The following is a 26,491-nucleotide window of genomic DNA, read 5'->3' as shown; positions in this document are numbered from 1 at the left end:
TGAATGTCGCTGCCAATCAAGTTAAGTCATGTAGATAGGAATAGATATGACAAGCCCTTGGAATGATCGTTTAGCCCAAGTTTGGGCAGGCTCCCATAAGCCTCGAGCAAAAGTATTAGCCGATGAACCCCAGAGTCAAGCTGGAACGGGAGTGATCATTGGAGATGATGGAGTACTAACTGCCCGTCACGTTATTGCAGGTGCACTAAATGGGGGTACGATTCTGGCTCGGATGGTCAAACAAGGTGCGACAACATCTTCTTGGGCGACCATGAAAGTTATAAGTCACGACTTAGATTGGGACCTTGCGCTGTTACAAGTTGATGACCCAAAAAGTGACAATCAATGGCAAAAACCCAATTCTCCATCGCCACAAGTCGTAATGCTAGATGGGGATGCCGAACATAATTGCGAAGTTTTGGGTTTCCCTGAGACCGCTATCCAACCTAGTGAATCGGGCCTTCCATCTGAGGATATTTACCAGAGCGAACAAGCTCTAGGGACATTACTTCTTACAAACCAAGCAAAGCCTGCCCAGACCAATAAAAAGACCTTGCCCAAGCGTACCTTTCTCTTGGATGTTGATAGATCTCACCCCAAAACAAGTAAAGGTTGGCAGGAGATGTCGGGTAGTGGAGTCGTCTTGTCCGCTGGACGATTGGTAGGTGTTGTAGCTTCTGTCGATCAAGAGCGGGATACTCATCGTCTTTTTGTAACTCCATTAGCTGATGCTATAAGTGACTCGCCTGGCCTAGCCGAAGGCTTCACGAAGTTGTTGGGACACCCAATACCAGTCGAAATAGAGGCTGCACCACTTATCGAAGAACTCCTCCAAGGTGTCTGTCTCGGTGCTAGCGGACTACCTATTACTCTTGGTGAAGCCGAATTAGAGGCCTTCGGGGTGAAGCGTGCAAATATCATTGGTGAGCCTGCCTATTTGGACTATACCAAACGAGACCAAGATGGTGAACTAACAAAAGCTCTCGATGAAGCCATATCTAGTCACCGCATGTTATTAATCGTTGGTAGTTCTGCTTCCGGCAAATCACGCTCAATGGCAGAACTAGCCAAAGCCAAGCTTGCTAACTACCATCTCCTATGCCCAAAGGCTACTTTGTTCAGTCAGCTTTTAGAGTTGCCTCTAGATTCAATCAAACCAGCAGTGGTCTGGCTAGAGGATGTAGAGAACTATGTGGGGTTAAATTTCAAAGGCACAATCAGCGAGCTGCTTAGCGAAGGCTTAGTAGTAATTGGCACCATTCGACAAAATCAACTAGAGATGCATAAACCCTTCGGTGATGCCAAGATGCACAAAACTTTAGTATTACAGAAAGAATGGTCAAACAGCTGGAGCAAAAAAGAGCGATCAGAACTCCAAAATCATGTCAAAAATAAAGCTCTCCGCCAGTGGGTCAAGAAGAACAACTCCCCAAGTGTTTGGTGTGCAGCTGGAACGGAACTAGCAGACAAACTCAGGATAGCAAAATCAAATGATGACAAACCTTATCGTTATCAACTAGTGCGTACCGTGTTGGATTGGTACCGTACCGGCAATGCTAGGCCAATTGCAATTGCCACAGCCACTTCCTTGCTCACTGAGTCGATCGCACTTTCTCTAGCCCCTGACGAACAAGAAGTAAGTGATGCACTTACTTGGGCAACGGAACCAGTCGTTGGCAAAGGCCGCATGTCAAGCCAGTCACTTCTATCCAAGGTAGATGATACCTATCTAAAAGTCCATAACTACCTCCAGGATGAAGATGCAAAAAGCATAACCGCCGAAGTTCCCGATGCGATTTGGCGTGCCACACTAGATGCTGTGGGCTCAGATGACGAAAGATTTACAATTGGACTATTTGCCTACAATCAGTCGAATTCCAAGTGGGCTGAATCGGCCTGGCGTCCCCTCTCCGATGGTGGCAACTCTAGGGCAATGCTCGCTATGGGAATGTTATGTAGCGAACAGGGCCGCCACAAAGATGCAATTGCGATCTATGACGAGGCGATACCTCGCTTTGGAGACGATCCGACGCCAGAGATACATGAAATGGTTGTCAGGGCACTTTTCTCAAAAGGTGCAGCGCTAGGTCAATACGGTCAGCACGAAGCTGCAGCCGAGGTCTATGACGAGGTGATAGCTCGCTTTGGAGATGATCCAACACCAGAGACACACGAGGTGGCCGTCGGGGCGCTATCATCCAAAGGCGCGACACTCGGGGAATTGGGTCGGTTCCGAGATGCGGTCCCAATATTTAATGCAGTAGTTAATCGCTTTGGAGACGATCGGACGCCGGAGATACGCGAATTGGTTGTCAAGGCGCTGTTAGCCAAGGGTATTGCACTAGAGGAATTAATCGCATAACACTCTGAAATGCTCCAATGAGCCCTTTTAATTTCTTGTGGGGTGTGTTAATCTTCTCATGACATGCTTACACCCGAGGAACTCGCCACTATTGAAGCATTCATGGCGAAGACTGAAAACATCGACGAATATAAGCGGGCGCTGGCAGTTCTCACCCTTGAAGATGGGAGTCCCCTCAACAGGACAGGCCTCTCTGTCAAGCATGTACAGCGAATTCGACGGTCATTCCGCAGCGTTGGCACTGAGGCATTCAAGGACAAGCGCCATAACAACGCTCTGGTACTTCTCTCAAAGTCTCAAAGAGATGAAGTGGCAATCATGCTCACGACTACAACTCCCAATGACCACGGCTATAGCAGTTCCCCGTTTTGGTCAACACGGATCCTGGCTACAGTACTCAAGCGCAGATACGGTGTTCTCTATGCCTCTAGGACTAGCTATTACGTTCTGTTTCGGGAAAGTAAGTTCAGCTTCCATCTGCCGGGCAAACAGTACGAGAAGGCTGATCCACAAGCGGTAGCTGAATGGAAAGACGAGCAGCAAGAACGTCTGAAAGAGGCATTCTCTGATCCAGATACGGTGATTCTCTGTGAAGACGAGATGGTTCTCACTCAGGCGACAACTACTCAGAAAGTGTGGATACCGAAAGGAACCACACCAGCTGTAATTGAGACCAATGGAACCAGAAAGAACCGGAGCATCTATGGGTTTTTGAACCTCAAGACAGGCAAGGAGCATGCATTTGCAACAGAGCGCCAGACTATGCATGAAACAGCGGCCATACTGCTGGCGATCCGCAAGATTTACCCAAGAGAGAAGATTCTGCTTATATGGGATGGGGCAGGATGGCACAGAGGGAGCGTCGCTCAAGAGGCAATTAGGGAGCATCACATCGAAGCAGTCCATTTCCCTCCGTATTCTCCGCAACTCAATCCCCAGGAACACGTTTGGAAGCAAGGGCGCTCTGCTGTAACCCACAATCGCTTCATTCCCAAGATTGAACCAGTCACAAAGGAATTAGTCGACTATCTCAACACGACGACATTCCCATACTCTTTGCTTGATTTCAAGGAGCAAGTCAGAGTGTGAGCTCTATAGGTCGGCTCCGAGATGCGGTCACGGTCTTCAATGCAGTAGTTAATCGCTTTGGAGATGATCCGACGCCAGAGATACATGAATTGGTTGTGCATGCGCTGATGGCCAAGGCCGTGGTATTAAAGGAATCGAGTCGACCCCGAGATGCGGTCACGGTATTTAATTCAGTAGTTAATCGCTTTGGAAACGATCCGACACCAAAGATACGCGAATTGGTAGCGACAGCACTACTATCCATGGGCATACTACTAGGTCAAAATGGTCAGCCCGAAGATGCAACTGCGGTCTTCAATGAAGTGGATACTAACTTTGGAGATGATCCGACGCCAGAGATACATGAATTGGTTGTTAGGACGATGTACTCCAGGGGAGTAACGCTAACTCTAAACGATCAGCACGAAGATGCGATCGCGGTCTTCAACGAAGTGGTGGCTCGCCATGGAGACGATCCGACGCCAGAAATACGCGAGGTGGTTTTTGATGCGCTGCTCTCAAAAGGTACACCCTAGGTCAAATGGATCAGTTCGACGAGGCAGTAGAGGCATACGACGAGGTGATGGACCGCTTTGGAGATGATCCGACACCAGAGATACGCGAATTAGTCGCCTCGGCGCTATTGTCCAAGGGCTTAATGCTAAGTCAAACTGATCAGCTAGACGAGGCAGCCGAACTCTACGACGAAGTGGTGGCTCGCTTTGGAGACGATCCGACGCCAGAGATACGCGAATTGGTCGCCATGGCGATGGTGACTAGATGCATAACACTGGGCGAACTTAGTCAGATCGAAGATGCAGCCGAACTCTACGACGAAGTGGTGGCTCGCTTTGGAGACGATCCGACACCAAAGATACGCGAATTGGTGGCGACAGCGGCAGAGTACATGAGTGAATCTCTAGAATAAATCGGTTACCCCGTGGACGCACTCGAAGTCTATGACGAGATGGTGGCTCGCTTTGGAGACGATCCGACACCAAAGATACGCGAATTGGTGGCGACAGCGGCGGTAAACAGGCGGTAAACAAAGGTGCACGACTGCAACAACTGGGTCTCGGCGCGAAAAACAAGTCTGAGTCAGAGACGATGCCAAGGAATGAGTAGAGAGGAACTTGGAAGAACTGTCACTGAGTTCGAAAATCTAAAAATACGCAACTCCAACGCATCTAACTTCGGAACTTTGATCCCAGGGGATTTCAGTAGCATTGGAGCTGGTGGTGCTTGCCATCAGCTCCCGTTGATTCCATGTCCTCCAAAGCGCTTTTGGAAAGCGACGGTGGTCGAACACATCATCGTTATAACAACCAAATGGCCAACAGGGTCTCCCGCTCTGGCTATTTGGTTGTGACTACCCCGGCGACGGTGGTCCATAATTCAAACCAAAGTCGGACCATTCACAAGAGGCTCCTCAGGCGGAAATTGAAGGTTCGCCTATATAGGGAAGCCATTCGTCTCTAGGATTGCCCAAAAGCCAGATCCACGCTTTTGCACGTGGTTGCATAGGAGCTCGGCGAAGGACAAAATTAGTCTCGTGTAGAAACCGGTCTTCCTTTCTGGAGTTGCACGGTTTGCACGAAGCCACCACATTATCCCAAGAGTGGCCACCACCTCTGGATTTAGGAACTACGTGGTCGATATTTTCAGCTGGTGCACCACAATATTGGCACCTATAGTTGTCGCGAGCAAAGACAGCACGACGGGTTAGAGCCACCCGTTTTGGGAATGGAACCTTTACGTAGTACTTGAGGCGAATAACCGATGGTTCAGGGAAAACACAGCGCTCCGAGTGAAAGTAGTCGCCGGTCTCGTGCAATATCTCAGCCTTATTGCAAAGGACCAATGAAATTGCCCGCCGAGACGACACGATGGCAAGGGCTTCGTAACTTGCATTAAGTACGAGAGCCCGACTCATCATCGACTCAATTCATCAAATCGGATCGGACTGAGGTAAAAAAGAGCGACGGCTATACCCCGTCGAAAGCCATCATCTCTTTTGTATGAATGCATCGCCGTCATACCAGCCTCGCAAAGAAATCTTGACTTTTATCTTATACCCATAGACTTCGTTGTGTGCGACACCATCGAAGATATTCTAAAAGGTCCTTGCTTGCCGGCAGAGCATCGGGGGTCCCATAGACCGTCTCCATCCGAAATCTCAAATAATTCAAGTCTGGTATTGGCAAATACGGGAAAGCCCGATACCAATCGCGCCTGATATAGGCAAGGCTTTGTCTTATGGCAATAACATACAAATTGGGATGGCCCAAAACTGCTACGATAGCGACGGTCGTCCATATAAGCAATCGAATAGTCGCTTTAAACCTTCTAAACATCGTCGATTAGCCACCGTCTTTAAATAGATCCCTAGGTATCTACCCTAATAGCAATAGCTCTAACCATTGAGAATAAACCAATAGTTAGAGCTATCGTTTTGCCTTAATTCACAGACTGCGGGATCTTCGACCAAGGACCCTCATCCATGCGAGGCTCTTTAGGAAGCCCGAGGACCATTTCACCCAAGATATTTCGCTGAACCTGAGATGTTCCAGCGTATATAGTACCTGCCCTGGCATTCAAAAAGGTGGTATCCCACGAACCTGAGGAGTTCGGGGAGCCTGGATCGTCGGTTTGGAAAGCAGAGGTAGGCTTTCGCCCTGTAACTTCTAGGGCTCGACTTCCAAGAATGTCCACGGCCAACTCAGTGACAACCTGATGGTATTCACTCCAATAAAGCTTAGAGATCGATCCTTCAGGACCGGGATGTTGACCCGCAAGAAAACCGCTCAAAGTCCTAAGGCCCAGGTAGCGCATAACTTCCACACGGGAAAAGCACCATGCGATACGTTGGCAAATAATTGGATCGTTGTTAGCTCCGGTCTCCTTAGCAAGAGCAATTAAGCGGTCAAGTTCAATTCGGAAACGAATGGGCAAGGTAGCTGCTGCCTCACCGCGCTCGTAGCCCAGAAGTGTCATAGCGACTGACCATCCTTGGCCAACCGACCCAACCACATTGCCAGCTGCGGTTCGAGCATCGGTGAAAAAGACTTCGTTGAACTCTGACTCACCCGATAGCATCCGAATTGGACGCACCTCAACACCAGGCTGACTCATAGGAACTAGCAAGAATGTGATTCCCTTATGCTTTGGAGCATCAGGATCGGTGCGTGTCAGAACAAAGATCCAGTTAGCCAAGTGACCGGCGGAAGTCCAAATCTTTTGGCCATTTATGACCCACTCATCCCCATCAAGGTAAGCACGCGTTCCAAGGTTGGCAAGGTCAGATCCTGCATTGGGCTCGCTATACCCTTGGCACCAAAGGTCCTCTCCAGAGAGGATTCGAGGAAGAAAGTATCGCTTTTGCTCTTCAGTACCCCAACGAATAATGGTGTTTCCAACCATTTGAATTCCAAAGGTATCATTAGGGCCACCCATGGGAGCTCCAGCTTTGGCAAACTCCTCGGCTAGGACGACCTGTTCCATTGCGCTTAGACCAGCACCGCCGTATTCCTTGGGCCATGCAAGGGCAAGGTAGTTCGCTTGAAAGAGCGTTTTGCGCCACTTGTTGGTGAATTCGGGGACATCTTCCGATGGGAGTGCGCCGATTCCGGCCCATCCTGAGGGCAAATTCGATTGTAAAAATTCCTGAACGCTTCTACGAAATTCCTGAGCTTGTGGTGGGTAACTAATCTCCATAGCTCAAACGTTATCGCAAAATAGGAGTGAAAACGAACCAAAATCAATTTGCCACACAAAAGACTCTCTGAGCAATATCAAAGAGTCTTTCCCTCCAAGGCCGATCTAACCTTGCCATCATCTAGCAAAACTAGAAGGTCAAGTATGGACTACTTGTCCTTCTTTCCAAACTTATTCTTGATCTTAGAACCAAGATCTTTAGCCTTGACTGTGGAACCAGATGGTTTTCTCCCACTTGTCAAATCCGCCCAACCCGCTTTTCCGAGGCGACGTAGATTTTGCTCAAATATTACGGCTGACGCCAACATTATCAAAAACCCAAAAATGCCAAGGAAAACAGAGATGGAAAAGGTCAAGACCGTCACGACCAATCCGACTACAAAGGTCAACGTTGACCACTTGCAGTTTCGGCCTGCGTGTCTATAAACCGTCTCTTCTCTTACGCGAGCCGCGAAATTCGGATCCGACTCGTAAAAATTTCTCTCTATCTCTCGCAGAATGTTCTGCTCATGCTCTGAAAGAGGCAAGGTATCCTCCTTTGAAGCTCGTGATAACACTAACCTGTTATTCAACAATATCTCATAACAATGCTACAACCCAAAACTTCCTTTAATAAGTCGACAAACAAGAGTTATGCCTTTAGCTGCGGAATATTTTTGCCAATTAAGATAAATTTTGACAGATCTCAGATAAATGACGAAATTCTTGCTCATCTGTCGAAGATATGACTCGAGATTTGACAGGATCGCTTCCAGCTCTCAGAGTCAAATTCACCAACCCCGGCCCATCGACGTTGTGCTGTAGGACTTCATCTTCAGTCGATCCTGTCACGATCGCCTTAACTCCCGAACCCGACAAGATCGCCTGTGAAGCGCCCGCCCTTATCAACTCTGAAAGATCGTCGCTAAGCCTAGGTCGAAGAGTTGCATGAACCACAACTTTATATCCGGCCTCGGTAAGCCTCTCGATCAAACCCACAGAGTATAAATTTCGCTCGTGATATGAAGAGCCTTCCACCTCAATAATTCTCATCTATGACTCCACCTGATTTACAATACGTCGAAACGTCTCTGCATACGGAACGCCTAAACGTCGCCCCAAAGTTTTAGCAGTCGTATCGATCGACTCTCCAAGGCGGACAAAACGACCCCCCACTTGCGTACGATGGCTCAAGACTGCCTTTGTCTTTAATTCCAAACCAAGCGAAATATCGATGGCCACATTTGGCTCTTGGGTTCCCGAGAGCAAGACGGTCGACACCCTATGGGGCGCTCCAGCTTCGGGGAAATAGTGAGGAAGATGGCTAGCAGGAAAGACTGAATCCAAAACGGCAAAGCCGAGTTCCCGATGGTCCCTGTGATTAAAGTAGGTAGAACCAAAAAAGGTCGCCGTCGGATCGTGTGTCAGAACCACCTGGGGTTGCAAGGAACGAAGCCTCTCAACGATGCGACCACGCAGTACGAGATCATTTTCAACCTCTCCATCAGGAATCGAAAACGACTCTACCAACGATACTCCTAAGCATTTTGAAGCCTCAGAGATCTCCTTAACTCTCAATTGAGAGAGACGCTCGGTCGAGATCAAAGAGTCGGTAGTTCCCTTTTCCCCTAGGCATGCAATAATGAGCGTTACCGCCGCTCCTTTTTGTGCCCATGTCGCAATCGTTCCGCCTGCCCCTATGTCTGCATCATCTGGATGGGCAAAAACACAAAGCACAGATTTGGGCACTTGCTTGATCAATTGCATTGCCATCTAATAATGCACCCTGTGATGAAAGAGAACTTCGCTAAGAGAGTTAAAGATCATCTGGGATATCTACAATGACTTTATAGGCATAGTCCAATTGGGAGTCATCTACGTCTTTGTGAGTAACAAAGCGCAACTTTCTGGGACCAATTGGATTCACCAAGACACCTTGAGAGTTGAGGTAGGTTGAGATTGCATCTGCTTGAGGATGGTCAAAGACGATAATATTGGTCTCAGGCAGATAATCTTCTCCAACGTAGCTACCGAAACGCGCTTTGACCGCCTCTGAAAGATGACGCGCTCGAGCATGATCCTCAGCTAGACGGTCCACCATCGTCTCCAAAGCTACGATTCCCGCTGCTGCCAATACCCCTACTTGTCGCATCTGACCACCAAGCACACCTCTTTCATAGCGAGCACGCTCTATAAACTCACTACTACCAGCCAATAAGGAACCAACCGGGGCAGCTAAACCCTTAGAAACACATGTCATTACCGAATCGGCATAAGATGCAAATGTTGCAGCTGCAACTCCACTGGCGACCTCGGCATTGAAAAGCCGTGCACCATCCATATGAATCGCTAGGCCCCCAGCGGCTTGACGGACGCTTTCGAGGCGCTCGATGGGCCAGATACGGCCTCCCGATGGCATGTGGGTATTTTCCAGGCAAATAAGAGAAAATTGGACGTCCCAATAACCCTGAGAAGATGTCGCCTCTTGGATCGCCTCGCCACCAAATGACCCCGACTCGTCATCCAAGAGATAGAAAGTCGTTCCTGCATTTCTAGCTGAACCGCCGTACTCAAAGACCACAACGTGCTGATATCGCCCAGCGGCAACCCAACTTCCCGGTTGGGCATGGCATCGTATAGCGATCTGATTCGCCATCACTCCAGATGGAACAAAGAGCGCGGCCTCCTTACCCACTCGCTCGGCATAGATAGCTTCGAGCTTGGCTACTGTTGGATCTTCTCGGTACAGGTCGTCCCCTACCTCAGCATTGGCCATAGCGTTACGCATTTGAGGAGTAGGCTTTGTAACTGTATCGGATCTCAGGTCAACTTGAGTTATTGTCATAATTAATCAAGCTTAGCTACCGTTGTAATAGACGATAGTTATCATTTGTGGTTCGAACTACAAACAAATTGGATGATTAAGTCTATGTCACCAACCTCACAAGCCCTATCCATCAGCGAGCTATCATAGCCCAAGATATTTTCAACAAACCATCACAGTGCAACATCACAGTGCAACATCACAGTGCAACATCACAGTACGACATCACAGGGCGACATCACAGGGCGACCCTATCTAAATCGACTGAGAAAAGTGTAACCAAAGATGCTCATGCAATTATCCCTTTCCCTTTCCCTCTCCTCCGTGTGAAGCCAAAAAGAAGACCTTTGGTCAAAAATCTCTCCAAAGAGGTAAAAATTTAATTAAAGTTTGGAATTTTTTTGAAATAAATTGAAAAACATTTCTTCGAGAAGAAGGTGCTTTTGACAAGGGCGCAAAATATCCAAATCAATATAGTAAATACCTATCAGTAATGACAAATAGATCAACCCTTCATCGTTATATGTCAACAGCACTCTATCGACACCGAAATAGGAACCAATAGATGAAAAACTAACCCTAAATTACCGAGACCAGCTTCCGATTAAGGGCAAAAGCAAGGCGATAAAATCCAAAGTGGTCAACAACTATCAGGTAAAGCAAAAAATTGTAAAACAACAAACCTAAAGCCCATCGCAAGTTCGATCTAGAAAGGTCGATCCCTAACCAACACTCTCATAAGAGCAAACAACGGCTCATGGAATCGCCATGAACTCCAGCGCCCCCTAAGTCACATGGCCATACCGGAGTCATCGACGTATTAGCTCTTTTGGAGATATGTGTGAGGAATGAGAAATAACTGACATCCATTTGGCAATCTTGTGTAATTCAGATAATGCCGCGGTGCGATAAGGTGACAAGGTTCGCTCAAACAAAGCTACGAAAATGTATTAACGAAGAATCACGTCAGCGATCGAAAAGCAACAATCACTAAGACATGAGCGCAATGAGACCATGGCTGTAATGAAATCTTGGGTGTAATAAGGCAACGACCTCAAGCACCTACCTCGCTCTTAACTACCCAACCATAACCACTCACTCATAGCCATCGGGCAAGTAACTACCTCCGTAAAAGGCAATAACCACTTCCAGAAGCTATCGTTTAGTCGATCCAAAAAGCAGGTCTTACAGCCTTTAGCAAGACCCCAAAGAGTCGCCCAGAGACAAATCGAACTAAGTTCATAGTCATGAACGAGATAACACTACGCCACAATGCCGCCCTCGAGATTGCGCTTATCGCCTCGAACTTCATAACCGAATCAATATCAGCACCAGAATTCAAACTCGCAGTCACCACCAAATCCTCCCGAACCGACATGGTTACCCAGATCGACGGAGGAGTAGAGTCCCTAATACAAAAAGAGATCATCACTCGGTTCCCAGACGATTCCATCCTCGGAGAAGAACATGGATCGATCACCGGCACCAGTGACTACGAGTGGGTAGTCGATCCGATCGATGGAACCACAAACTTTGTCTATGGATTTCCTGCATACGCCATATCCATAGCGATCCGCGATCGCAATACAAAAAAGGCAGTTGCTGGCGTGGTACGCGATATCCCCCGAAGGCGTGTTTTTGAAGCGATTGCTGGTGAGGGTGCCATGCTTGATGGGATAAAGATAAGGGTCACAGACCTATCTGAGATCTCCGGAGCACTCATCGGAACGGGATTCTCCTATTCCGACACAATTCGTATTCGTCAGGGAGAGGTAATTTCAAGGATCATAACTAAAATCCGAGATATTCGACGAATGGGCGCGGCATCGCTTGACCTTTGCATGGTCGCATGTGGCGAACTTGATGGCTATTACGAAATTGGCCTTCAGCCATGGGACTACATGGCAGGAGCCCTAATAGTAACTGAAGCCGGCGGACAAATAAGCGGCGGAGATTTAGATGAACCGTCATATGAAATGATGGTCGCCTCAAATTCACTCATTCACAAAGAGCTGCGAGCCCTGATCAAGAAGTGACGATCTCTACCTTTTTTCTACCTTTTTCGAGTCAAAATACTACATCTATTCGCTCGTTACAAATGTCCAATTATCCAACAAGAATAGATTTCAATGGTTATGACTCGAAAATAGCTCCCTGGATTAGAACTGTATTCTTGATCAATTAGAGTCATTTCTACTAAAACCTATACAGCGTAAATTAGCAAATTAAACGACATAAAACTAGTATTTGCTATGCAAAATCGCACCGACCATACGGCTTGGCTAGGTAATCAAAATAGATTTTACTAATAGTGAAATCTAACTATTTCATCTTGATAATCAATTATCAAAAAATAAATAAGAATGCCCCAAAACTCAATTCACTTGAAAAAAAACGTCCAGGGGTGAATTGAAATATTAATATCATGTGACTAATGTCATTCGAGAAAGCTTCTAAGCGGGGTGCTTGGGGCAACTAAAACATCATCTTTGATGGGGGTAAAATAACAATGAAATCAAGCCGGACAAATTCCAGACTCAAAGGACTAGCGGGGTTCAACAGTTCCAATGGGAGCCGGATCGCCCGAGGCGCACTTGCTGCGGCAGCTCTGGCATTGATCGCAGGAGCGTGCGGTAGCACTTCATCTTCGTCATCTTCGTCAAGCACAACAGCTGCAGCTGCGACCTCGACAACGGCGGCGGTCCCTCAGGTAACAACTTCATCGCTCGACAGCACATTCGCTGCTATGTCTAGCCTCAAGCCACTTGTAAGCCAAGGAAAAGGTAAAGTTGCAGTCATCCTTCCTGACACTCAGTCTTCTGCTCGTTATGTGGCCTTCGATGCTCCATATCTAGCCAAAGCCTTTGCAGACGCTGGTTACTCATCGAGCAACTACATCATCGAAAACGCACAGGGCAGCGACGCAACACAGCTCTCTGATGCACAAGCTGCGATCACCAACGGTGCTAGCGTCTTGGCAGTGGATCCGATCGACTCCGGCGTAGGTGCCTCAATCGAGTCATACGCTGCAGCACACGGCGTAAAAGTCATCGACTATGACCGCATTACCCTCAAGGGCAGCGCCAGCTATTACGTTAGCTTCAACAACGTACAGGTAGGAAAGCTAATTGGACAATCCTTCTTGAGCTGCGTAACTGCATGGAACGTAAAGAATCCACAGGTTTACATCCTTGATGGTTCGCCAACAGACAACAACGCAACCCTCTTCGCTCAGGGCTACAACTCAGTCTTAGCTCCTGCGTTCGCCTCAGGTAAACTCACCAAAGTCGGCGAGCAAGCTGTTACCAACTGGGACAACCAAGTCGCATTGACCGACTTCCAGCAGGCCTATACCGCACATCCAAATATCAATGCGGTTGTAACGGCTAACGACGGACTCGGAAATGCTGTCGTTTCCGCCCTCAAGACACTAAATGTCAAGCCATTTACGGTACCTACCACAGGCCAGGATGCAACCCTTCAAGGAATGACAAATATCCTCCAAGGATACCAGTGCTCCTCGATCTACAAGCCAATCTACCTTGAGGCTCAGGCAACTGTAGCCTTGGCAACCTACCTCCGAGCTGGCATTACGCCTCCTTCGGGCTTGGTAAATGGCACGACCAACAATCAAACCACCAATGTTCCATCCGTACTCTTGACTCCAATTACGGTTACGGCTAGCAACATGGCATCAACTGTTATCAAAGATGGATTCATCCAAAAGTCTGCACTTTGTGTTGGAACAGTCGCCGCCCTTTGTACAAAGAACGGCATCTAAGTCAATCAAACTAAATAGTTGACTGCACCATTGGGGACAGCCTTCAACTAACAAAACCGAACCGGGATCTCCAAGCAACTGCTGGGATCCCGGTTCTTGTATTGTTCATGTTGCAATGCAACGCATCAAGAAGGAAGGATGTGGAGATGCCAGAAAGTCAAACTATGGCTAACTCTCATGAATTACTTGAACTCTATAAAGTATCGAAAAGTTTCGGACCAGTTCAGTCATTAGCGGATGTAGACCTAACGATTCCCCTAGCCAAAGTAACTGCTCTCGTTGGCGATAACGGCGCTGGGAAATCTAGTCTCGTAAAGTGCATAGCTGGCATTCATAGCGCTGATAGCGGCGAGATAGTCTTTGAAGGAAAACACATCAAATTAAAGAGTCCCAGGGATGCCGCGGATCTCGGCATCGAGACTGTTTACCAAGATCTAGCGCTCTGTGACAACTTAGACATCGTACAAAACATGTTTTTAGGTCGCGAACGAACCAGAAAAGGTCTCTTAGACGAAGACTCCATGGAACAATCTGCCAAAGAGACACTCGCGAGTCTGTCAGTGACAACAGTTCGTTCAATTCGCCAACCAGTAGCATCACTGTCTGGCGGTCAACGTCAAGCTGTCGCTGTAGCCAAAGCCGTGATGTGGAATGCAAAGTTGGTCATCATGGACGAACCAACCGCAGCACTAGGCGTAGCTCAGACGAGAATGGTACTTGATTTAGTACGCCGATTAGCCGAACGTGGTCTTGGAGTGCTAATCATCTCCCACAATATGAATGACGTCTTCGAAGTTGCAGATCGAATCGCGGTACTACGATTGGGACGAATGGTCGCCCAAGAAGATGTAAAAGCATTTGATCGCCAAATCATAGTTGACCTTATGACAACTGGATCATCAACGCGAACAGCTGCCAAGGCCAACTCGCATGGAATTGAAAGCAAGGAGAATTGACGATGGCTCCAAATATGCAACCTTATGAATCGGCTCTCGACACCAATGAGAACCAGCCAAAAGACGATATCGTCGCTAAAGTGGCCGAAGACGACGCGCTTCCCGCCGCTGCTGGGGCAAACTACGTCGAAGTAAACACCCTTTCGGAATATATCTCTAGTTCAATCTCCAAGGTAAAAAATGGGGATTCAGGGATCCTTCCCGTACTGGTTGGCCTCATAATCATCGCGATTATCTTCCAATCGCTGAATTCAAACTTTCTCTCTGCTGGAAACCTGGTCAACCTACTCTCCCAAGGTGCGGTATATATCATGCTCGCACTAGGAGAGATCTATGCATTGCTCCTGGGCGAGATCGACCTCTCCATTGGCTATGTAGCTGGCGTTGCTGGAATCATAACTGCGCAGTTGGCCTCTGCACAACACAACTGGCCATGGTGGGCAGCCATAATTGTTGCACTCTTGGTAGCTGGAGCAATTGGAGCCATACAGGGAACCATCATCACTCGAGTAGGATTACCCTCCTTTGTCGTGACACTTGCGGGTCTTCTAGGCTGGCAAGGGGTAATGCTCCTCATTCTTGGAAATGGTGGAACTCTACCAATAAGCTCGAACGTTCTCAACGATCTAGCAAATGCGAGTATTACTCCGACCGCAGGTTGGATAGTGATTATTGCGCTTGTGGCGGTATACGCCGCCATAACGCTGGCTCGTGAATTCAGACAACGCAAGAATTCACTCCACCATACACCAGCCTCTCTCGTATATTTTAAGATCGCCGGAGCCGCAATTGCGGGTGTGGTCTTGGTCTTGATATCCAATGCGAACCGTGGCGTATTAGTGCCGATCGAAGGACTCCCCTGGGTGGTCCTCATCGTCATAGCCTTTGTAGCGGCTTGGAGCCTTCTTCTCGGAAGAACAAAGTATGGTCGCTACGTCTATGCTGTCGGTGGTAACGGCGAAGCAGCGCGTCGAGGTGGCGTCAATCTTGCCGTTATCAAGACAATCGCATTCGCCTTAGCATCCTTCACCGCTGGAGCTGCGGGCATTCTCTATGCGTCGCGTCTTCGTTCGGTCTCAACAAGCCTCGACGGAGGCACCTTGGTGCTCTATGCGGTAGCTGCGGCAGTCATAGGTGGAACCAGCCTATTTGGTGGCAAGGGCAAGCCAATACATGCTGTACTTGGTGGCATTGTCATCGCAGGTATCGACAATGGAATGGGCCTTCTTGGAATTAGCGCTGCGCTTCGACTCATCGTTACTGGACTAGTTCTACTAGCAGCTGTAGTTATCGATGCACTAGCACGTAGAGGAAAAACCACCCGCTAATAAACCCACAGGGCTATAAGATCCCCCAACCAAATAAGACAAGAGGCAGCTTCCCCCACTTAAGGCTGTCTCTTGTCTTATCTTCACGATCAAGCCAAATCCGACCATAGACTATTTCGCATTCGCGGAGCTGACCTGGTATGCGTGATACTCATAACTTCGAGATCACCAAAAACCAAAGAATAAGTCAAATCTGGCGAAATCTTTATAGCCCCTGCGAGTAAGATAAGCATCGCAAGGCTTGGGGACCACCGTAGGCAAAAAAGCTTAGAACTTCAATGAATCAATCGATCAGAGTTCAAGATCGATCTTTAGGCTCGCTACCTCTTTTTCAAAGTCATCTGGGTCTTCAAAATCCTTATAGACCGAGGCAAACCTAAGATAACCGACCTTGTCGATTTGGCGCAGGACATCTAATACCGCAATCCCAATCGCAGAGGAATTTACGTCGGAGGATGCTAAGCGAAACCGCTCTTCTATGTCGGCCACAGTTGCTTCTATAAAGGACGAATCAAATGGTCGATTCTTTAGAGCTGCCGCAATTCCGCCAAAAAGCTTTCCACGGTCAAAAGGTTCGCGAATCCCCGAGCGCTTTATGACCACCAAGGGGACTTCTTCAATCCTCTCGAAAGTCGAAAAACGGCGCTGGCACGAGATACATTCGCGGCGCCGACGAATAGTCCTACCATCCTCAATCACTCGGGAATCAACAACTTTGTCTTCGTGATTCCCACAAGTAGGACAGCGCACTATTTCTCCCTGGTCACTTTCCCCTAGTTAACTTGACCCTGATTCTATCATATGGAGCCAAAGACTAAGCGTAGTCCAAAATACACTACCATAGGACGATACCAAAAGAGAAATGCCTAGACAAAGCTGATAAACAAGGTCCGTCCCCGATGCTAAAGGGCTCTGAGGGACAATCAAAAACTGGACTATTGGCCTTTGGACTTCTAAAGTCCTTTACTAAAGCACCACATAACAAAGAAACCACAACGAAAGAGAAAAGGTGTCACCAAAAATTATGGATCCTTGAACGCTTCGATAGCCTCCTAGGGGATCGCAATAACTTCGCCTGGATAGATCGTCGTCGTACCCAATTTAGCCAAGATACGCTCTTCAACCGAGAATACGCTTTGACCATTCGCAAAGCGTTGCGAAATCGTCCATACCGTATCTCCGGGTTGAACCACATAGTGACGAACCGAAGCCAAAGCGATCTTTGATGGCACTCCCATGGAGCTGAAATAGAGAGATAAGCAGAGAGAGAGCAACACAAAACCTACCAAGATCGCGCCTTTCATCGTCTCCGACAATGAAAGGCGATCATCCTTTGCGGTCCTGGTTTTAGCGTGTAACGCCACGGCGCTCGAGGCATAGACTGCCCGATAATTTGGCCGATCTTTCAGATATGATCCAAAACTCATTTGAGAGTGGCTCGTATTATCACCTTCATAAAGATAGACGTCGGACCTAATCCGAGGTGGTATGGCTGATCTGTCGATTCCATACTTAGTGGTATCTAAATAACCTGACGCCGAATTTTCGCTAGACAACATTGAAATTACTCCCCAATCGCAATAACCTCTCGAACACTGATACTAGTTTATCGAACACATGTACGTTCGATAAAATAGAACAAATGTTGTATTTCCTCGAACAAAGTGATAACATGTCACTATGACAACTGAGCCGCCAAATAACGAGATTTTGACCGTCAAGCGTCGTGAGATCCTCACGTATATAGAGCGGACTCAAATTGAGCGTGGATATCCGCCATCTGTAAGAGAGATCGCTACAGCATGTTCGCTCTCGTCACCAGCGTCTGTTCAGTTTCACCTGAAAGTTCTCCAAAAACAGGGATTCCTCATGCGCGACCTATCCAAGCCACGCGCGCTAACCGTGAACATGTCATCGAGGTCCTTATCCTCATCTAATGACGATGCCCTTTCGATCCCCGTAATCGGACTTATTGCAGCTGGATCAGGAGCCCTCGCCCTTGAAAATCCAACCGATGAAGTTGCACTAATACCGGCTTTTCTTGGGGATGCCACGACCCTCTTTGCCCTGAGAGTAAAGGGTGATTCAATGATTGGCGATGGAATCTTCGAGCGCGACATCATCGTCGCTCGAAAACAGTCCACCGCTACAACTGGTGAATTAGTAATTGCCGGCCTAAGGGACGAAACCGAGGCTACGGTAAAGAGAATTGAGATCGATAGGGCAAAAAATAGAATCGTCCTAAAGCCGTCCAACCCAGCCTATAGCCCAATGCAATATCCGATGGATCAAGTAGCAATCTATGGCCGCGTTGTCTTTCTTCAAAGACAATTTTAAAGATTTGCTAGCTTAGTATTTCACCATTGTCCAAAGGTGACGCTCACAACCAAGTCGACATCTTCGTTAAAATCAACTCTCAACGAAGTTGAGATATAGTTAGGGGCAAAAGATACGAAAGGGCTATTTCTCCGACCGTAATCCAATTACTTGAGATCCAATTACTTGAGATAAAGTCAAATAGCAGAAATCTAGCTCTTGTATAGATACAATCTCTTGATCGGTATGGGCCAAAGTTGGATCACCAGGTCCAAAGTTACAAGCTGAAACTTGACGCTCCCAAAAAAATGCAACATCCGTCCAGCCCAGTTTGGCCCTTACCTTCCCACCAGCGACATCTGACAAGCTAGAGATAAGGCTATTTCCAAGATTGGGTGGGGCCGAAGGAGCCCAGTCAACAAGCTCTACCTTATCTCCGTAATCACTGGAAATTTTCGAAGTTAGAAACTCCTCGATCTCCAAAAGCGATTGCGAATCATTCCCCGCTGGTGCAAATCGGTAATTTACGCCGATCTCGACCCGATCCGGGACAACATTGCCGGCTATTCCCCCATTGATCGAGGTAGCAAGAAGCGACTCCTTGAAGTCACAGCTATCAATAGAAACCGCTTTGGATACATTGCTGTCGAGCGCTCCAAGAAGTGCATAACTACGATGGATTGCATTGACTCCCATCCAAGGTCGAGCGCTATGAGCTCGCTCTCCGGCAATTGTCACTTTGAATTTAGCAGTACCCTGGCAACCTGCCTCTATGTATCCTCCGGTTGGCTCCATGAGCACTGCCCCCGATGCCCTCAAAAGCCCTCGGTTAAAAGCTTCAATCTCAAGAAGTCCAGAGAAGCTCCGGCTTATCTCTTCACTGGCATAAAATACATATCTAACGTACTTGCCGCCAATTTGCGATAGAAGTAGCTTCATCATTACCGCAATGCCGCCCTTCATGTCGACAGCACCTAAACCACATAGGGAATCTGCGACAATCTTTGGCTTCAAGTTAGGCGATGGTGGGACAGTATCAATATGACCAGCGATTATTATTCCTTGGTCATCCATGTAGCCGCTAGGGGTCGCCACTATATTGTTGCCGATTCGAACCAGATCATAGAAGTCCGAGACCCTCAGTCGACCCTCGATAAAATCAGCAATCTCTCGTTCATTTCTTGAAAGAGAGTCGATGCAGACTAACTCATAGGCCAGATCAAGAAGGTCTCTACTTTCCATGTTAAAGAGCAACTCCACTCTCGCGTAGAAAATCATTTAGAGCGGTCTTGTCGTGGCGTTGCCCCTCGTCTAGTCGCTTTATCACAAGGACACAGGGTAGGTAGAACTCTCCACCGCTAAATTGCTTACGACGTGAACCCGCTACTGCGACTGCCCACGGAGGAATGTGGCCCCTTGATATCTCCTCGCCAGATTCTGTATCAATGACTGGAATCGACGGATTCAAAATCACTCCAGCGCCCACGACCGCACCCTTACCAACTCGAGCCCCCTCGGTGATCATCGCACGGGACCCAATGAACGCCTCGTCGTCTATTATTACAGGTGCCGCTTGAGGAGGCTCAAGGACTCCACCGATTCCAACCCCACCTGCCAAATGAACGCGCTTGCCAATCTGCGCACACGAACCCACGGTCGCCCAAGTGTCCACCATGGTATCTTCCTCAACACGGGCGCCAAGATTGACGTAACTTGGCATCATTGTGACTCCTGGTGCGAGATATGATCCCCAGCGCGCAGAGGCTCCTGGAACCACTCGAACTCCTATGGCCTCATAGTTAGACTTGAGCGGAATCTTATCTCGAAACTCAAAGGGGTTGGAGTTGGTCGTTTCCATAGGAGAGACCCTAAAGAGCAAGAGGATTGCTCGTTTGATCCATTCATTCACAAAGACACTGCCATCTTCTTGAATAAAGGCGACGCGCAGATCACCAGAGTCCAATTGATCGATAACCTTAGCAATAGTTCGATAGGCATCTAAATCATTCGGATTTAATTTATCACGCGATTGCCATAATTCTTCGATTTGCGACTCGAGCACAAATCCTCCATTTCCAATGTCAAACAAATTTTGGTACACAAAGTTTCAATTTCAATATCGAACTATCACACTACCAAGGCCAATGTCACACAAGTCGCATTTGGGCCCAACCAAACAATTACAATTCGACAAATAGGATAATTCTCATGGCCATTGCTAAGGCAAAAAGGCCAGCCCCCAATTTCTAGAATCTCTTAGTAGAGCTGCTTGGTAAGATCTCAAGGGAAGTTCCAAAACAAGACCACAGCCTTTTTGGGTTCGACAGCTCCAAACGGCAGCCCTAAAAGTCCACGTGCTAGCGCAATCTCTCTAAGATCCCAAAGAGTGTTTGAGTTGGTGCCACAGCTGCCAGGCGAAGATAGTTACGACTACTTTGACCATAGAACTCTCCTGGACTGCCAATAATCCCTGTCGCCTTGGCGAATGCGGCGGCGATGGCAAAACCATCCTCGTTGTCCTGGCCATGTAACCAAATGTAAAAACCACCTTGGGGAAATGTCGCTAAATAGCCAAGCCTCTCAACGATCTCTAGCAAGATCATCAATCTCTCTCGATATATGTTTGCTTGGTGGTTTACGTGAACTTGGTCTCCAAGCAACTTGGTTGCAATAGCCTGCATCGGACCAGGGATCATCAAGCCGCCATGTTTTCTCACCTCGGCTAGGTATTCAACCAGAGTGGCATCTCCAGCATAAAAGCCAACTCGACCACCTGCAAAGTTTGATCGCTTAGAGAGAGAGTGTATAGCTAGCAAATCTTGAGTTCCGTGCTCTAATATCGTTCTAGGCGGACCGTCCCAAGTGAATTCAACGTAACACTCATCAGAGATGACCACAAATCCAAATCTTCGCCCGATGGCAACTGCGCGGGATAAATCGCTCACCGCTCCAGCCGGATTCGAAGGCGAATTGACCCACAGACAGAGAGTCCTCTCCAAGATCGCCTCGTCGATGGCTCCAAGGTTAAGCTCACCTGAGGGCAAGAGGGGTACTGCGATGGGTGTACATCCACCGAGAAGCGCCCCCATTGCATAGGTAGGATAGGACACCTGGGGATACAACACAACATCGCGATCTGGGGTTCGCAACCGCAGATAATTAGGGGTCGATGCCACAAACTCCTTGAGTCCGACACAAGCCGCTAGCTGATTTGCCTCTAGTTCAACTCCGAGTCGCTCATAATTCCACTTTAAACAGGCATCTCTAAGGTCAGCCGATCCAATCGAACTTGGATAACCACGCGCACTCACAAGTTGAGAGGAGAGCTCACCGACAAAATCAGGAAGGGGGTCGATCGGAGTTCCGATCGAGAGATCAACGACCTCCAGACCGGCTTCGATTGGCAGTTTTTTAATCTCACCGAGACGATCATGAGGATATGGAGGAGGAACAAAACCACTAGTCATATTAAAGACAATAGATCCTCATATCCATAGAATGAAACGTTGTTGAGGCATCAAAACTGAGAGTTGGACCGAAGTCAAAGTGACGGAACGACAAACTCCTCAAAGAGACCAAGACTTCCACTATCTAAACGTGCTGTTATCTCATAGCCTTCGTCGGTTGAGGTCATAGATAGAATCTCACCCTCACTATGGAGTCGAGCTAAAATATCCCCTCTAGATAGGGCGATTTTGAGATAATAGATCTTGGTCTGTTCCCTTATCAATGCAGCAATTTGAAGACGAAGTTCCTCCAAGCCATCACCACGAACCGCCGATACAAATACAGCTTGAGGAAAGTCCAGCCGCAAAGTCGATAGGTCTTCGACTAAGTCAATCTTATTAAAGACCAATAATTCGCGAACGTTCTCAGCATCTATTTCAATCAGAACCTCCCGAACCGCACGCATCTGACCGTGAGGATCCGGTGAAGTTGCATCTACAACATGTAGCAAGAAGTCTGACTCACGAACGACCTCGAGGGTTGACCTAAAGGACTCGATTAATTGGTGTGGCAACTTCTTTATAAAGCCGACGGTATCCGAGAGCAGAAACCCCTCGCCACCTGGGAGCAACATCCTACGGGTTCGAGTGTCGAGCGTTGCAAACAACTTGTTCTCTACAAAGACATCCGAATCACACAGAGCATTTATCAATGACGACTTCCCTGCATTGGTGTAGCCAACTAAAGAAGCAGTCTGAGTTCTTGATGCCACCCGCGAAGATGCTTGGACTCGCCTATTCTTTGCATAGTCATCCAATTGATGTTTGAGGCGTGATATCCGGGCCTGAATTCTACGGCGATCCTCTTCAAGTTTGGTCTCGCCTGGTCCTCGCGTTCCGATCCTACCGGTCTGCTGGGAAAGCGAGATCCCTCTACCCCGTAGACGTGGAAGACGATAACTCAAAAGCGCCAATTCGACTTGGGCTTTACCCTCCATCGACTTTGCATTTTGTGCGAAGATATCCAAGATCAGTGCGGTTCTGTCGATTGCAGTCCTACCAAGAACCTTTTCAAGATTCCGCTGTTGAGCCGGAGTTAGCTCATCGTCAAAGATAACAGTATCGCAATCAGTTGCATATGAAAGCTCCTTGAGTTCTTCAACCTTTCCCTTTCCAAGGAAATACCCTGGATCCCGAGCGGCCATGCGCTGAGTAAGACGGCCAACTACGTCGGCCCCCGCAGTATCGACAAGAAGTGCCAACTCAGTAAGCGACTCCTCAACTGCCATTGGTGAATCCCCAGGGAAGACTGCGCCGACAAGCACAATCTTCTCCCTAAAACTACGTTCAATTAATGTCATTTGACTACTTCAAACCAAGAAATGGCTTCACAAGGAAAATACCTCGTGGGATGTTTCGATTGTACCAATAAAATTGCTCTCCCCGTTTAATATAGTCTCGCCACTTTTTTCATCATAGAAGACACCAACACGACCACCAGGATTTATTACCTCGACTGGATTTTGGACCATACCTTGAGAGATCAGCAAGTACGCGCTCGCCGTCGAACCTGATCCACAAGCTAAAGTTACACCTACCCCGCGTTCAAAGACGCGCATATCGACGAAATCTGACAATGTGTCACCAATTTGAGCAAGATTGAGCCACTCTACATTGATTCCACCGTCAAATTCGCCTTGAAGATCCAAACCATACCTTTGGATATCCAAGTTATGAAAGATCTCTTTACTAACTCCGCTGTGTGATATCGACCCAGTTGACTCTAGTTTGGGGACTAATACCAAATGGGGATTGCCCACATTTAGCACAGTTCCCATCCAGTCAACTCCCAAAAAGGAGTAGGAACGTGAAAAGACCTCTCCCACCACGGATACCTCGCCCATCGAAACCGAAAATTCACATCTCGTATCTTTCGGATCCCCTAGCACAGAGATTGAGCGAACTCCTCCTTTGGTAGAGATATCAAAGTGATCATCGTTCAGAATTGCAAACTTCCTACTTGCATGAGCCAAGCATCGAATACCATTCCCGCTGATTTCTGCTTCCGAGCCATCGGCATTAAAAAGTCTCATATTTAGACGCGAGCTTTCGTCAACAAATCCGACTATCAGCCCGTCTGCGCCTACTCCATGCCTGCGATCCAAAAGTGAGACAACTCGCTTTGAGATGTCATCTGGGAGATCATTATTTGAATCGATAAAGGTGACTAGAAAATCGTTACCGAGCCCTTCGAATTTATATAAGGAGCGCAAATTGTTCACCACTACAAGCATAACTTTGAACCGACTACTTCATGATATTACAACGAGTACTCGTAAGTCACCGATTACAGCCAGGATCAATTGAAAGCAATACCGGGTTGGAAGATTGTCGACGGACTCCAAAATATCATTAGGTCCAGATTTCTCCTTGAAAGAACTGGGCGCGATAGTTCAGCTAATCTTATGAAAGATTTGATCTAAATTTAATGCAACTTTACCCTTTTATTAATCCAGACATAATTGAATGTTACATTAGAGAAAGGCGTTAGAGATTCACCTTCAGGAGTTAGATTGAACCACCCCCATGGCACACCCCGCTTAGGTACAATCGTCAACCTGATCTTGAAAGTATCACAGCTATTATGTTGATCCCCATCTCATATATGCAGCTAAGATACCAAGCGCCTTTTCCAGGTTTAGAAACTTTATGAGCGTCTCATCAACTAGAGATACTTCTCAAATCGAGATACTTGTTGAATCGATAGATACGGATCGAGACGCTCTAGTGACTCTTGATGGATCAAAAGAGACAAAGAAAAGCCAAAACCTCTGCTTCTAATAGGGAACAGCTCCAAAGATATCCTTCAAGCGACCTAAAGGCTATCTTGAAAACGGATTTAGAGTTTTATGGATCAGGATCCAAACAACTAGGAGTAAAAAAGATGGACACTTCGCTGGAGAGACTATCCGAGGGAGAGGTCATTCAAAAGGGCAGGTCACGGGAGTTCCTGGCTCTTAGAGCCATCGAAGGCCAGCCTCACCTCGACCGCGAAGATCTCCATAGCAAGTTCGCTTCACCTAGGCCAAGTGAGCCTCGCGCTCGGCTGGTTCACATCACAGACTTCCAACTCTGTGATCCCTCCTCCCCGACACGGTTTGAATTTGTCAATAAGCTATTTGGAATCGCCAGTGCCAAAGATCTCTTTCCGGGTCACAGGGCTCAAGAAACCCTAATCCCCTTTGCGATCGCTCAAGCAATTGCATACATCAACGAACTCTCTTCGAAGAGTCCAATTGATATGTGTTTGATAACTGGCGACACCATCGACAACTCACAAGCAAACGAAGCCGAAACTTTGCTCAGTCTACTTAGTGGTGAAGCATTGGAGCTCAAAAAGACCTTCGGTCAATACTTTGGGGTTCAGTCAACGGAGTGGAACGATGACTTCTTCTGGCACCCAGATTCTATCGACGACCAACCTAAATCCGAACTAGGCTACCCCACCCTAGAGGGCCTATTCAAAGCGATCAATGACAAATACCCAAACCAAGGGCTATTGGTACCGTGGCTGCTCTCCAACGGAAATCACGAAGTTCTTATCCAAGGAATGGGAGCTTGCACCGAGGCTTCAAATGCCTTCGCGGTTGGAGGCCAAAAAGCATTTGACTTTGGAGACAACATCGACTACCTTGTGGCCTCAAGGAAGTTCGAGGCCGATCCGTCCACGGTCTTTTCAAAGGCGGAAAGACGCCCAGTCGAGCCAAGCTCCCAGCGCCGACTAATTCAATCTCACGAATTCATAGAGATGATTAGAGAAACTCCTGGCCTTCCTAGCGGCCACGGCTTCCTAGATAAAGGCGGACTCGAAGCCAACTTCAACTTCGTCCATCTCGATCGGATCAAAGGAATCGTTTATATCTTTTTGGACACCGCTGTTCGATCTGGTGGCGCCAGGGGAGGCATTGACAACGAGCAATTGGAATGGCTCAAATCAGCGCTTGCTCAAAGCTTCGATGAGATCCAATCCCCATCACCCATTGGCATCATCGTCTCTCACCATGGCCTAGATGAGATCGACTTCAACGGCAACCCGGAGGTAACAAGGTCATCCTTAGTTGATCTTATTCACAGTTATCGCCAAATTCGCCTTTGGTTCTGCGGTCATACCCATGAAAACCGAATTCTAGCAATCCCTAATCCAAATAGAGCTGGCACTGGACTCTTTCAGATCACCTCCGCTTCAATGATGGACTGGCCCTGTTCTATCCGCGAAGCCTCGATCTACGATTATGAGAATGGCGAAATCGAGGTAGAACTTACGATGCATCATTCCAATTCTGCTAAGCCAAAGACGATAACGAGCATCTACGACTTAGCAAGCTGGCACCAGCTCATAGCAGCAAACTCGCCCTACATCGGAATCGGCTCATGCCTAGAAGGAGCCCCCGAGGACCAAAACGTTCGTCTATGGTTTGGAGCCATCGACTAGGTCCATCTAGTTCTGTTTAAATCGGTCTCGGCGATCATTCTCGTTGCTCAAATCTTGCCACACCTCATCAACGCCCCCAGCCGTTGGCAACCAAAGGTGACAAAATAGCCAAGCGGGTGCACGAGCAAGCCATTTCTCAGTTTTGACCCTCTCACGCGTAATCCTCTGGTGAAAAAACATCAAATGCTACGCTGCTTACCGTTATGATGCCATGTCTTGCGATTT

At 47.8% G+C, this 26,491-nt stretch carries 23 protein-coding genes; 10 read left to right on the top strand and 13 right to left on the bottom strand.

Annotation, left to right across the window (positions count from 1 at the left end; genetic code table 11):
* Nucleotides 1–46: 46 nt before the first annotated feature.
* From AXFE_RS00340 to AXFE_RS00325, 4 genes are all read left to right on the top strand, one after another.
* Nucleotides 47–2,362 (top strand): trypsin-like peptidase domain-containing protein, encoded by a 2,316-nt coding sequence (locus AXFE_RS00340; RefSeq protein WP_052603909.1) that lies wholly within the window; start codon nt 47–49, stop codon nt 2,360–2,362.
* Between the two features lie 63 nt (nt 2,363–2,425).
* Nucleotides 2,426–3,451 (top strand): IS630 family transposase, encoded by a 1,026-nt coding sequence (locus tag AXFE_RS00335; RefSeq protein ID WP_052603908.1) that lies wholly within the window; start codon nt 2,426–2,428, stop codon nt 3,449–3,451.
* Nucleotides 3,448–3,966, top strand: coding sequence for a tetratricopeptide repeat protein (locus AXFE_RS00330; RefSeq protein ID WP_052603907.1), 519 nt, complete (start codon nt 3,448–3,450; stop codon nt 3,964–3,966). Before AXFE_RS00335 ends, AXFE_RS00330 begins: the two co-directional genes overlap by 4 nt.
* 5 nt (nt 3,967–3,971) lie before the next feature.
* Entirely contained in the window at nt 3,972–4,358 is a 387-nt protein-coding gene (locus AXFE_RS00325) for a tetratricopeptide repeat protein (protein WP_052603906.1), read from the top strand.
* A gap of 501 nt (nt 4,359–4,859) precedes the next feature.
* Here AXFE_RS00325 and AXFE_RS00315 read toward each other — a convergent pair.
* The 6 genes from AXFE_RS00315 to AXFE_RS00290 all read right to left on the bottom strand — a co-directional run bounded on the left by AXFE_RS00315 (nt 4,860) and on the right by AXFE_RS00290 (nt 9,968).
* On the bottom strand, nt 4,860–5,363 hold the full coding sequence (locus AXFE_RS00315; protein WP_052603904.1) for an HNH endonuclease: 504 nt from the start codon (nt 5,361–5,363) through the stop codon (nt 4,860–4,862).
* Between the two features lie 524 nt (nt 5,364–5,887).
* Nucleotides 5,888–7,144 (bottom strand): acyl-CoA dehydrogenase, encoded by a 1,257-nt coding sequence (locus AXFE_RS00310; RefSeq protein WP_052603903.1) that lies wholly within the window; start codon nt 7,142–7,144, stop codon nt 5,888–5,890.
* A gap of 149 nt (nt 7,145–7,293) precedes the next feature.
* Nucleotides 7,294–7,671: a DUF3040 domain-containing protein gene (locus AXFE_RS00305; protein ID WP_052603902.1), complete on the bottom strand. Its 378-nt coding sequence runs from the start codon at nt 7,669–7,671 to the stop codon at nt 7,294–7,296.
* A gap of 136 nt (nt 7,672–7,807) precedes the next feature.
* Nucleotides 7,808–8,176 carry a uroporphyrinogen-III synthase gene (locus tag AXFE_RS00300; RefSeq protein ID WP_052603901.1) on the bottom strand — a complete coding sequence of 123 codons (369 nt, stop codon included), beginning with the start codon at nt 8,174–8,176 and terminating at the stop codon, nt 7,808–7,810.
* Nucleotides 8,177–8,896, bottom strand: a complete 720-nt coding sequence (locus AXFE_RS00295) for a PIG-L deacetylase family protein (RefSeq protein WP_052603900.1) — start codon at nt 8,894–8,896, stop codon at nt 8,177–8,179.
* 43 nt (nt 8,897–8,939) lie between these two features.
* Complete coding sequence (locus tag AXFE_RS00290; protein WP_052603899.1) at nt 8,940–9,968, bottom strand: GntG family PLP-dependent aldolase; 1,029 nt, start codon at nt 9,966–9,968, stop codon at nt 8,940–8,942.
* Between the two features lie 1,226 nt (nt 9,969–11,194).
* Here AXFE_RS00290 and AXFE_RS00285 point away from each other — a divergent pair.
* From AXFE_RS00285 to AXFE_RS00270, 4 genes are all read left to right on the top strand, one after another.
* Nucleotides 11,195–11,983 (top strand): inositol monophosphatase family protein, encoded by a 789-nt coding sequence (locus AXFE_RS00285; protein WP_052603898.1) that lies wholly within the window; start codon nt 11,195–11,197, stop codon nt 11,981–11,983.
* Nucleotides 11,984–12,456: 473 nt separating this feature from the next.
* Nucleotides 12,457–13,728 (top strand): sugar ABC transporter substrate-binding protein, encoded by a 1,272-nt coding sequence (locus AXFE_RS00280; RefSeq protein ID WP_052603897.1) that lies wholly within the window; start codon nt 12,457–12,459, stop codon nt 13,726–13,728.
* A gap of 146 nt (nt 13,729–13,874) precedes the next feature.
* Nucleotides 13,875–14,684 (top strand): ATP-binding cassette domain-containing protein, encoded by an 810-nt coding sequence (locus AXFE_RS00275; protein WP_235347486.1) that lies wholly within the window; start codon nt 13,875–13,877, stop codon nt 14,682–14,684.
* Nucleotides 14,685–14,686: 2 nt separating this feature from the next.
* Nucleotides 14,687–16,012, top strand: coding sequence for a sugar ABC transporter permease (locus AXFE_RS00270; RefSeq protein ID WP_052603896.1), 1,326 nt, complete (start codon nt 14,687–14,689; stop codon nt 16,010–16,012).
* 291 nt (nt 16,013–16,303) lie between these two features.
* Here AXFE_RS00270 and nrdR read toward each other — a convergent pair whose 3' ends face one another.
* Nucleotides 16,304–16,762 carry a transcriptional regulator NrdR gene (nrdR, locus tag AXFE_RS00265; protein WP_052603895.1) on the bottom strand — a complete coding sequence of 153 codons (459 nt, stop codon included), beginning with the start codon at nt 16,760–16,762 and terminating at the stop codon, nt 16,304–16,306.
* A 302-nt stretch (nt 16,763–17,064) separates the two neighbouring features.
* Entirely contained in the window at nt 17,065–17,571 is a 507-nt protein-coding gene (locus tag AXFE_RS00260) for a LysM peptidoglycan-binding domain-containing protein (protein ID WP_052603894.1), read from the bottom strand.
* 121 nt (nt 17,572–17,692) lie between these two features.
* On the opposite strand from AXFE_RS00260, the gene lexA reads away from it, so the two are divergent.
* On the top strand, nt 17,693–18,349 hold the full coding sequence (lexA, locus tag AXFE_RS00255) for a transcriptional repressor LexA (protein ID WP_052603893.1): 657 nt from the start codon (nt 17,693–17,695) through the stop codon (nt 18,347–18,349).
* Nucleotides 18,350–18,472: 123 nt separating this feature from the next.
* Here the strand turns inward: lexA and dapE are convergent, their stop codons facing one another.
* From dapE to dapF, 5 genes are all read right to left on the bottom strand, one after another.
* Entirely contained in the window at nt 18,473–19,570 is a 1,098-nt protein-coding gene (gene dapE / locus AXFE_RS00250; RefSeq protein ID WP_052603892.1) for a succinyl-diaminopimelate desuccinylase, read from the bottom strand.
* 1 nt (nt 19,571) lies between these two features.
* Nucleotides 19,572–20,390 (bottom strand): 2,3,4,5-tetrahydropyridine-2,6-dicarboxylate N-succinyltransferase, encoded by an 819-nt coding sequence (locus tag AXFE_RS00245; protein WP_200891138.1) that lies wholly within the window; start codon nt 20,388–20,390, stop codon nt 19,572–19,574.
* Nucleotides 20,391–20,685: 295 nt separating this feature from the next.
* Nucleotides 20,686–21,795, bottom strand: coding sequence for an aminotransferase class I/II-fold pyridoxal phosphate-dependent enzyme (locus AXFE_RS00240; RefSeq protein ID WP_052603891.1), 1,110 nt, complete (start codon nt 21,793–21,795; stop codon nt 20,686–20,688).
* Between the two features lie 74 nt (nt 21,796–21,869).
* Nucleotides 21,870–23,135: a GTPase HflX gene (hflX, locus tag AXFE_RS00235; protein WP_082058345.1), complete on the bottom strand. Its 1,266-nt coding sequence runs from the start codon at nt 23,133–23,135 to the stop codon at nt 21,870–21,872.
* Between the two features lie 27 nt (nt 23,136–23,162).
* Nucleotides 23,163–24,068, bottom strand: coding sequence for a diaminopimelate epimerase (gene dapF / locus AXFE_RS00230; protein ID WP_052603890.1), 906 nt, complete (start codon nt 24,066–24,068; stop codon nt 23,163–23,165).
* Nucleotides 24,069–24,718: 650 nt separating this feature from the next.
* On the opposite strand from dapF, the gene AXFE_RS00225 reads away from it, so the two are divergent.
* Complete coding sequence (locus AXFE_RS00225; protein WP_160291670.1) at nt 24,719–26,266, top strand: metallophosphoesterase; 1,548 nt, start codon at nt 24,719–24,721, stop codon at nt 26,264–26,266.
* The last annotated feature ends 225 nt before the right edge of the window (nt 26,267–26,491 follow it).

This window comes from Acidithrix ferrooxidans (assembly GCF_000949295.1).
Taxonomy (GTDB): domain Bacteria; phylum Actinomycetota; class Acidimicrobiia; order Acidimicrobiales; family Acidimicrobiaceae; genus Acidithrix; species Acidithrix ferrooxidans.
The sequence above is the reverse complement of the archived record's forward strand: the minus strand, read 5'-3'. Positions and strand labels throughout refer to the sequence as shown.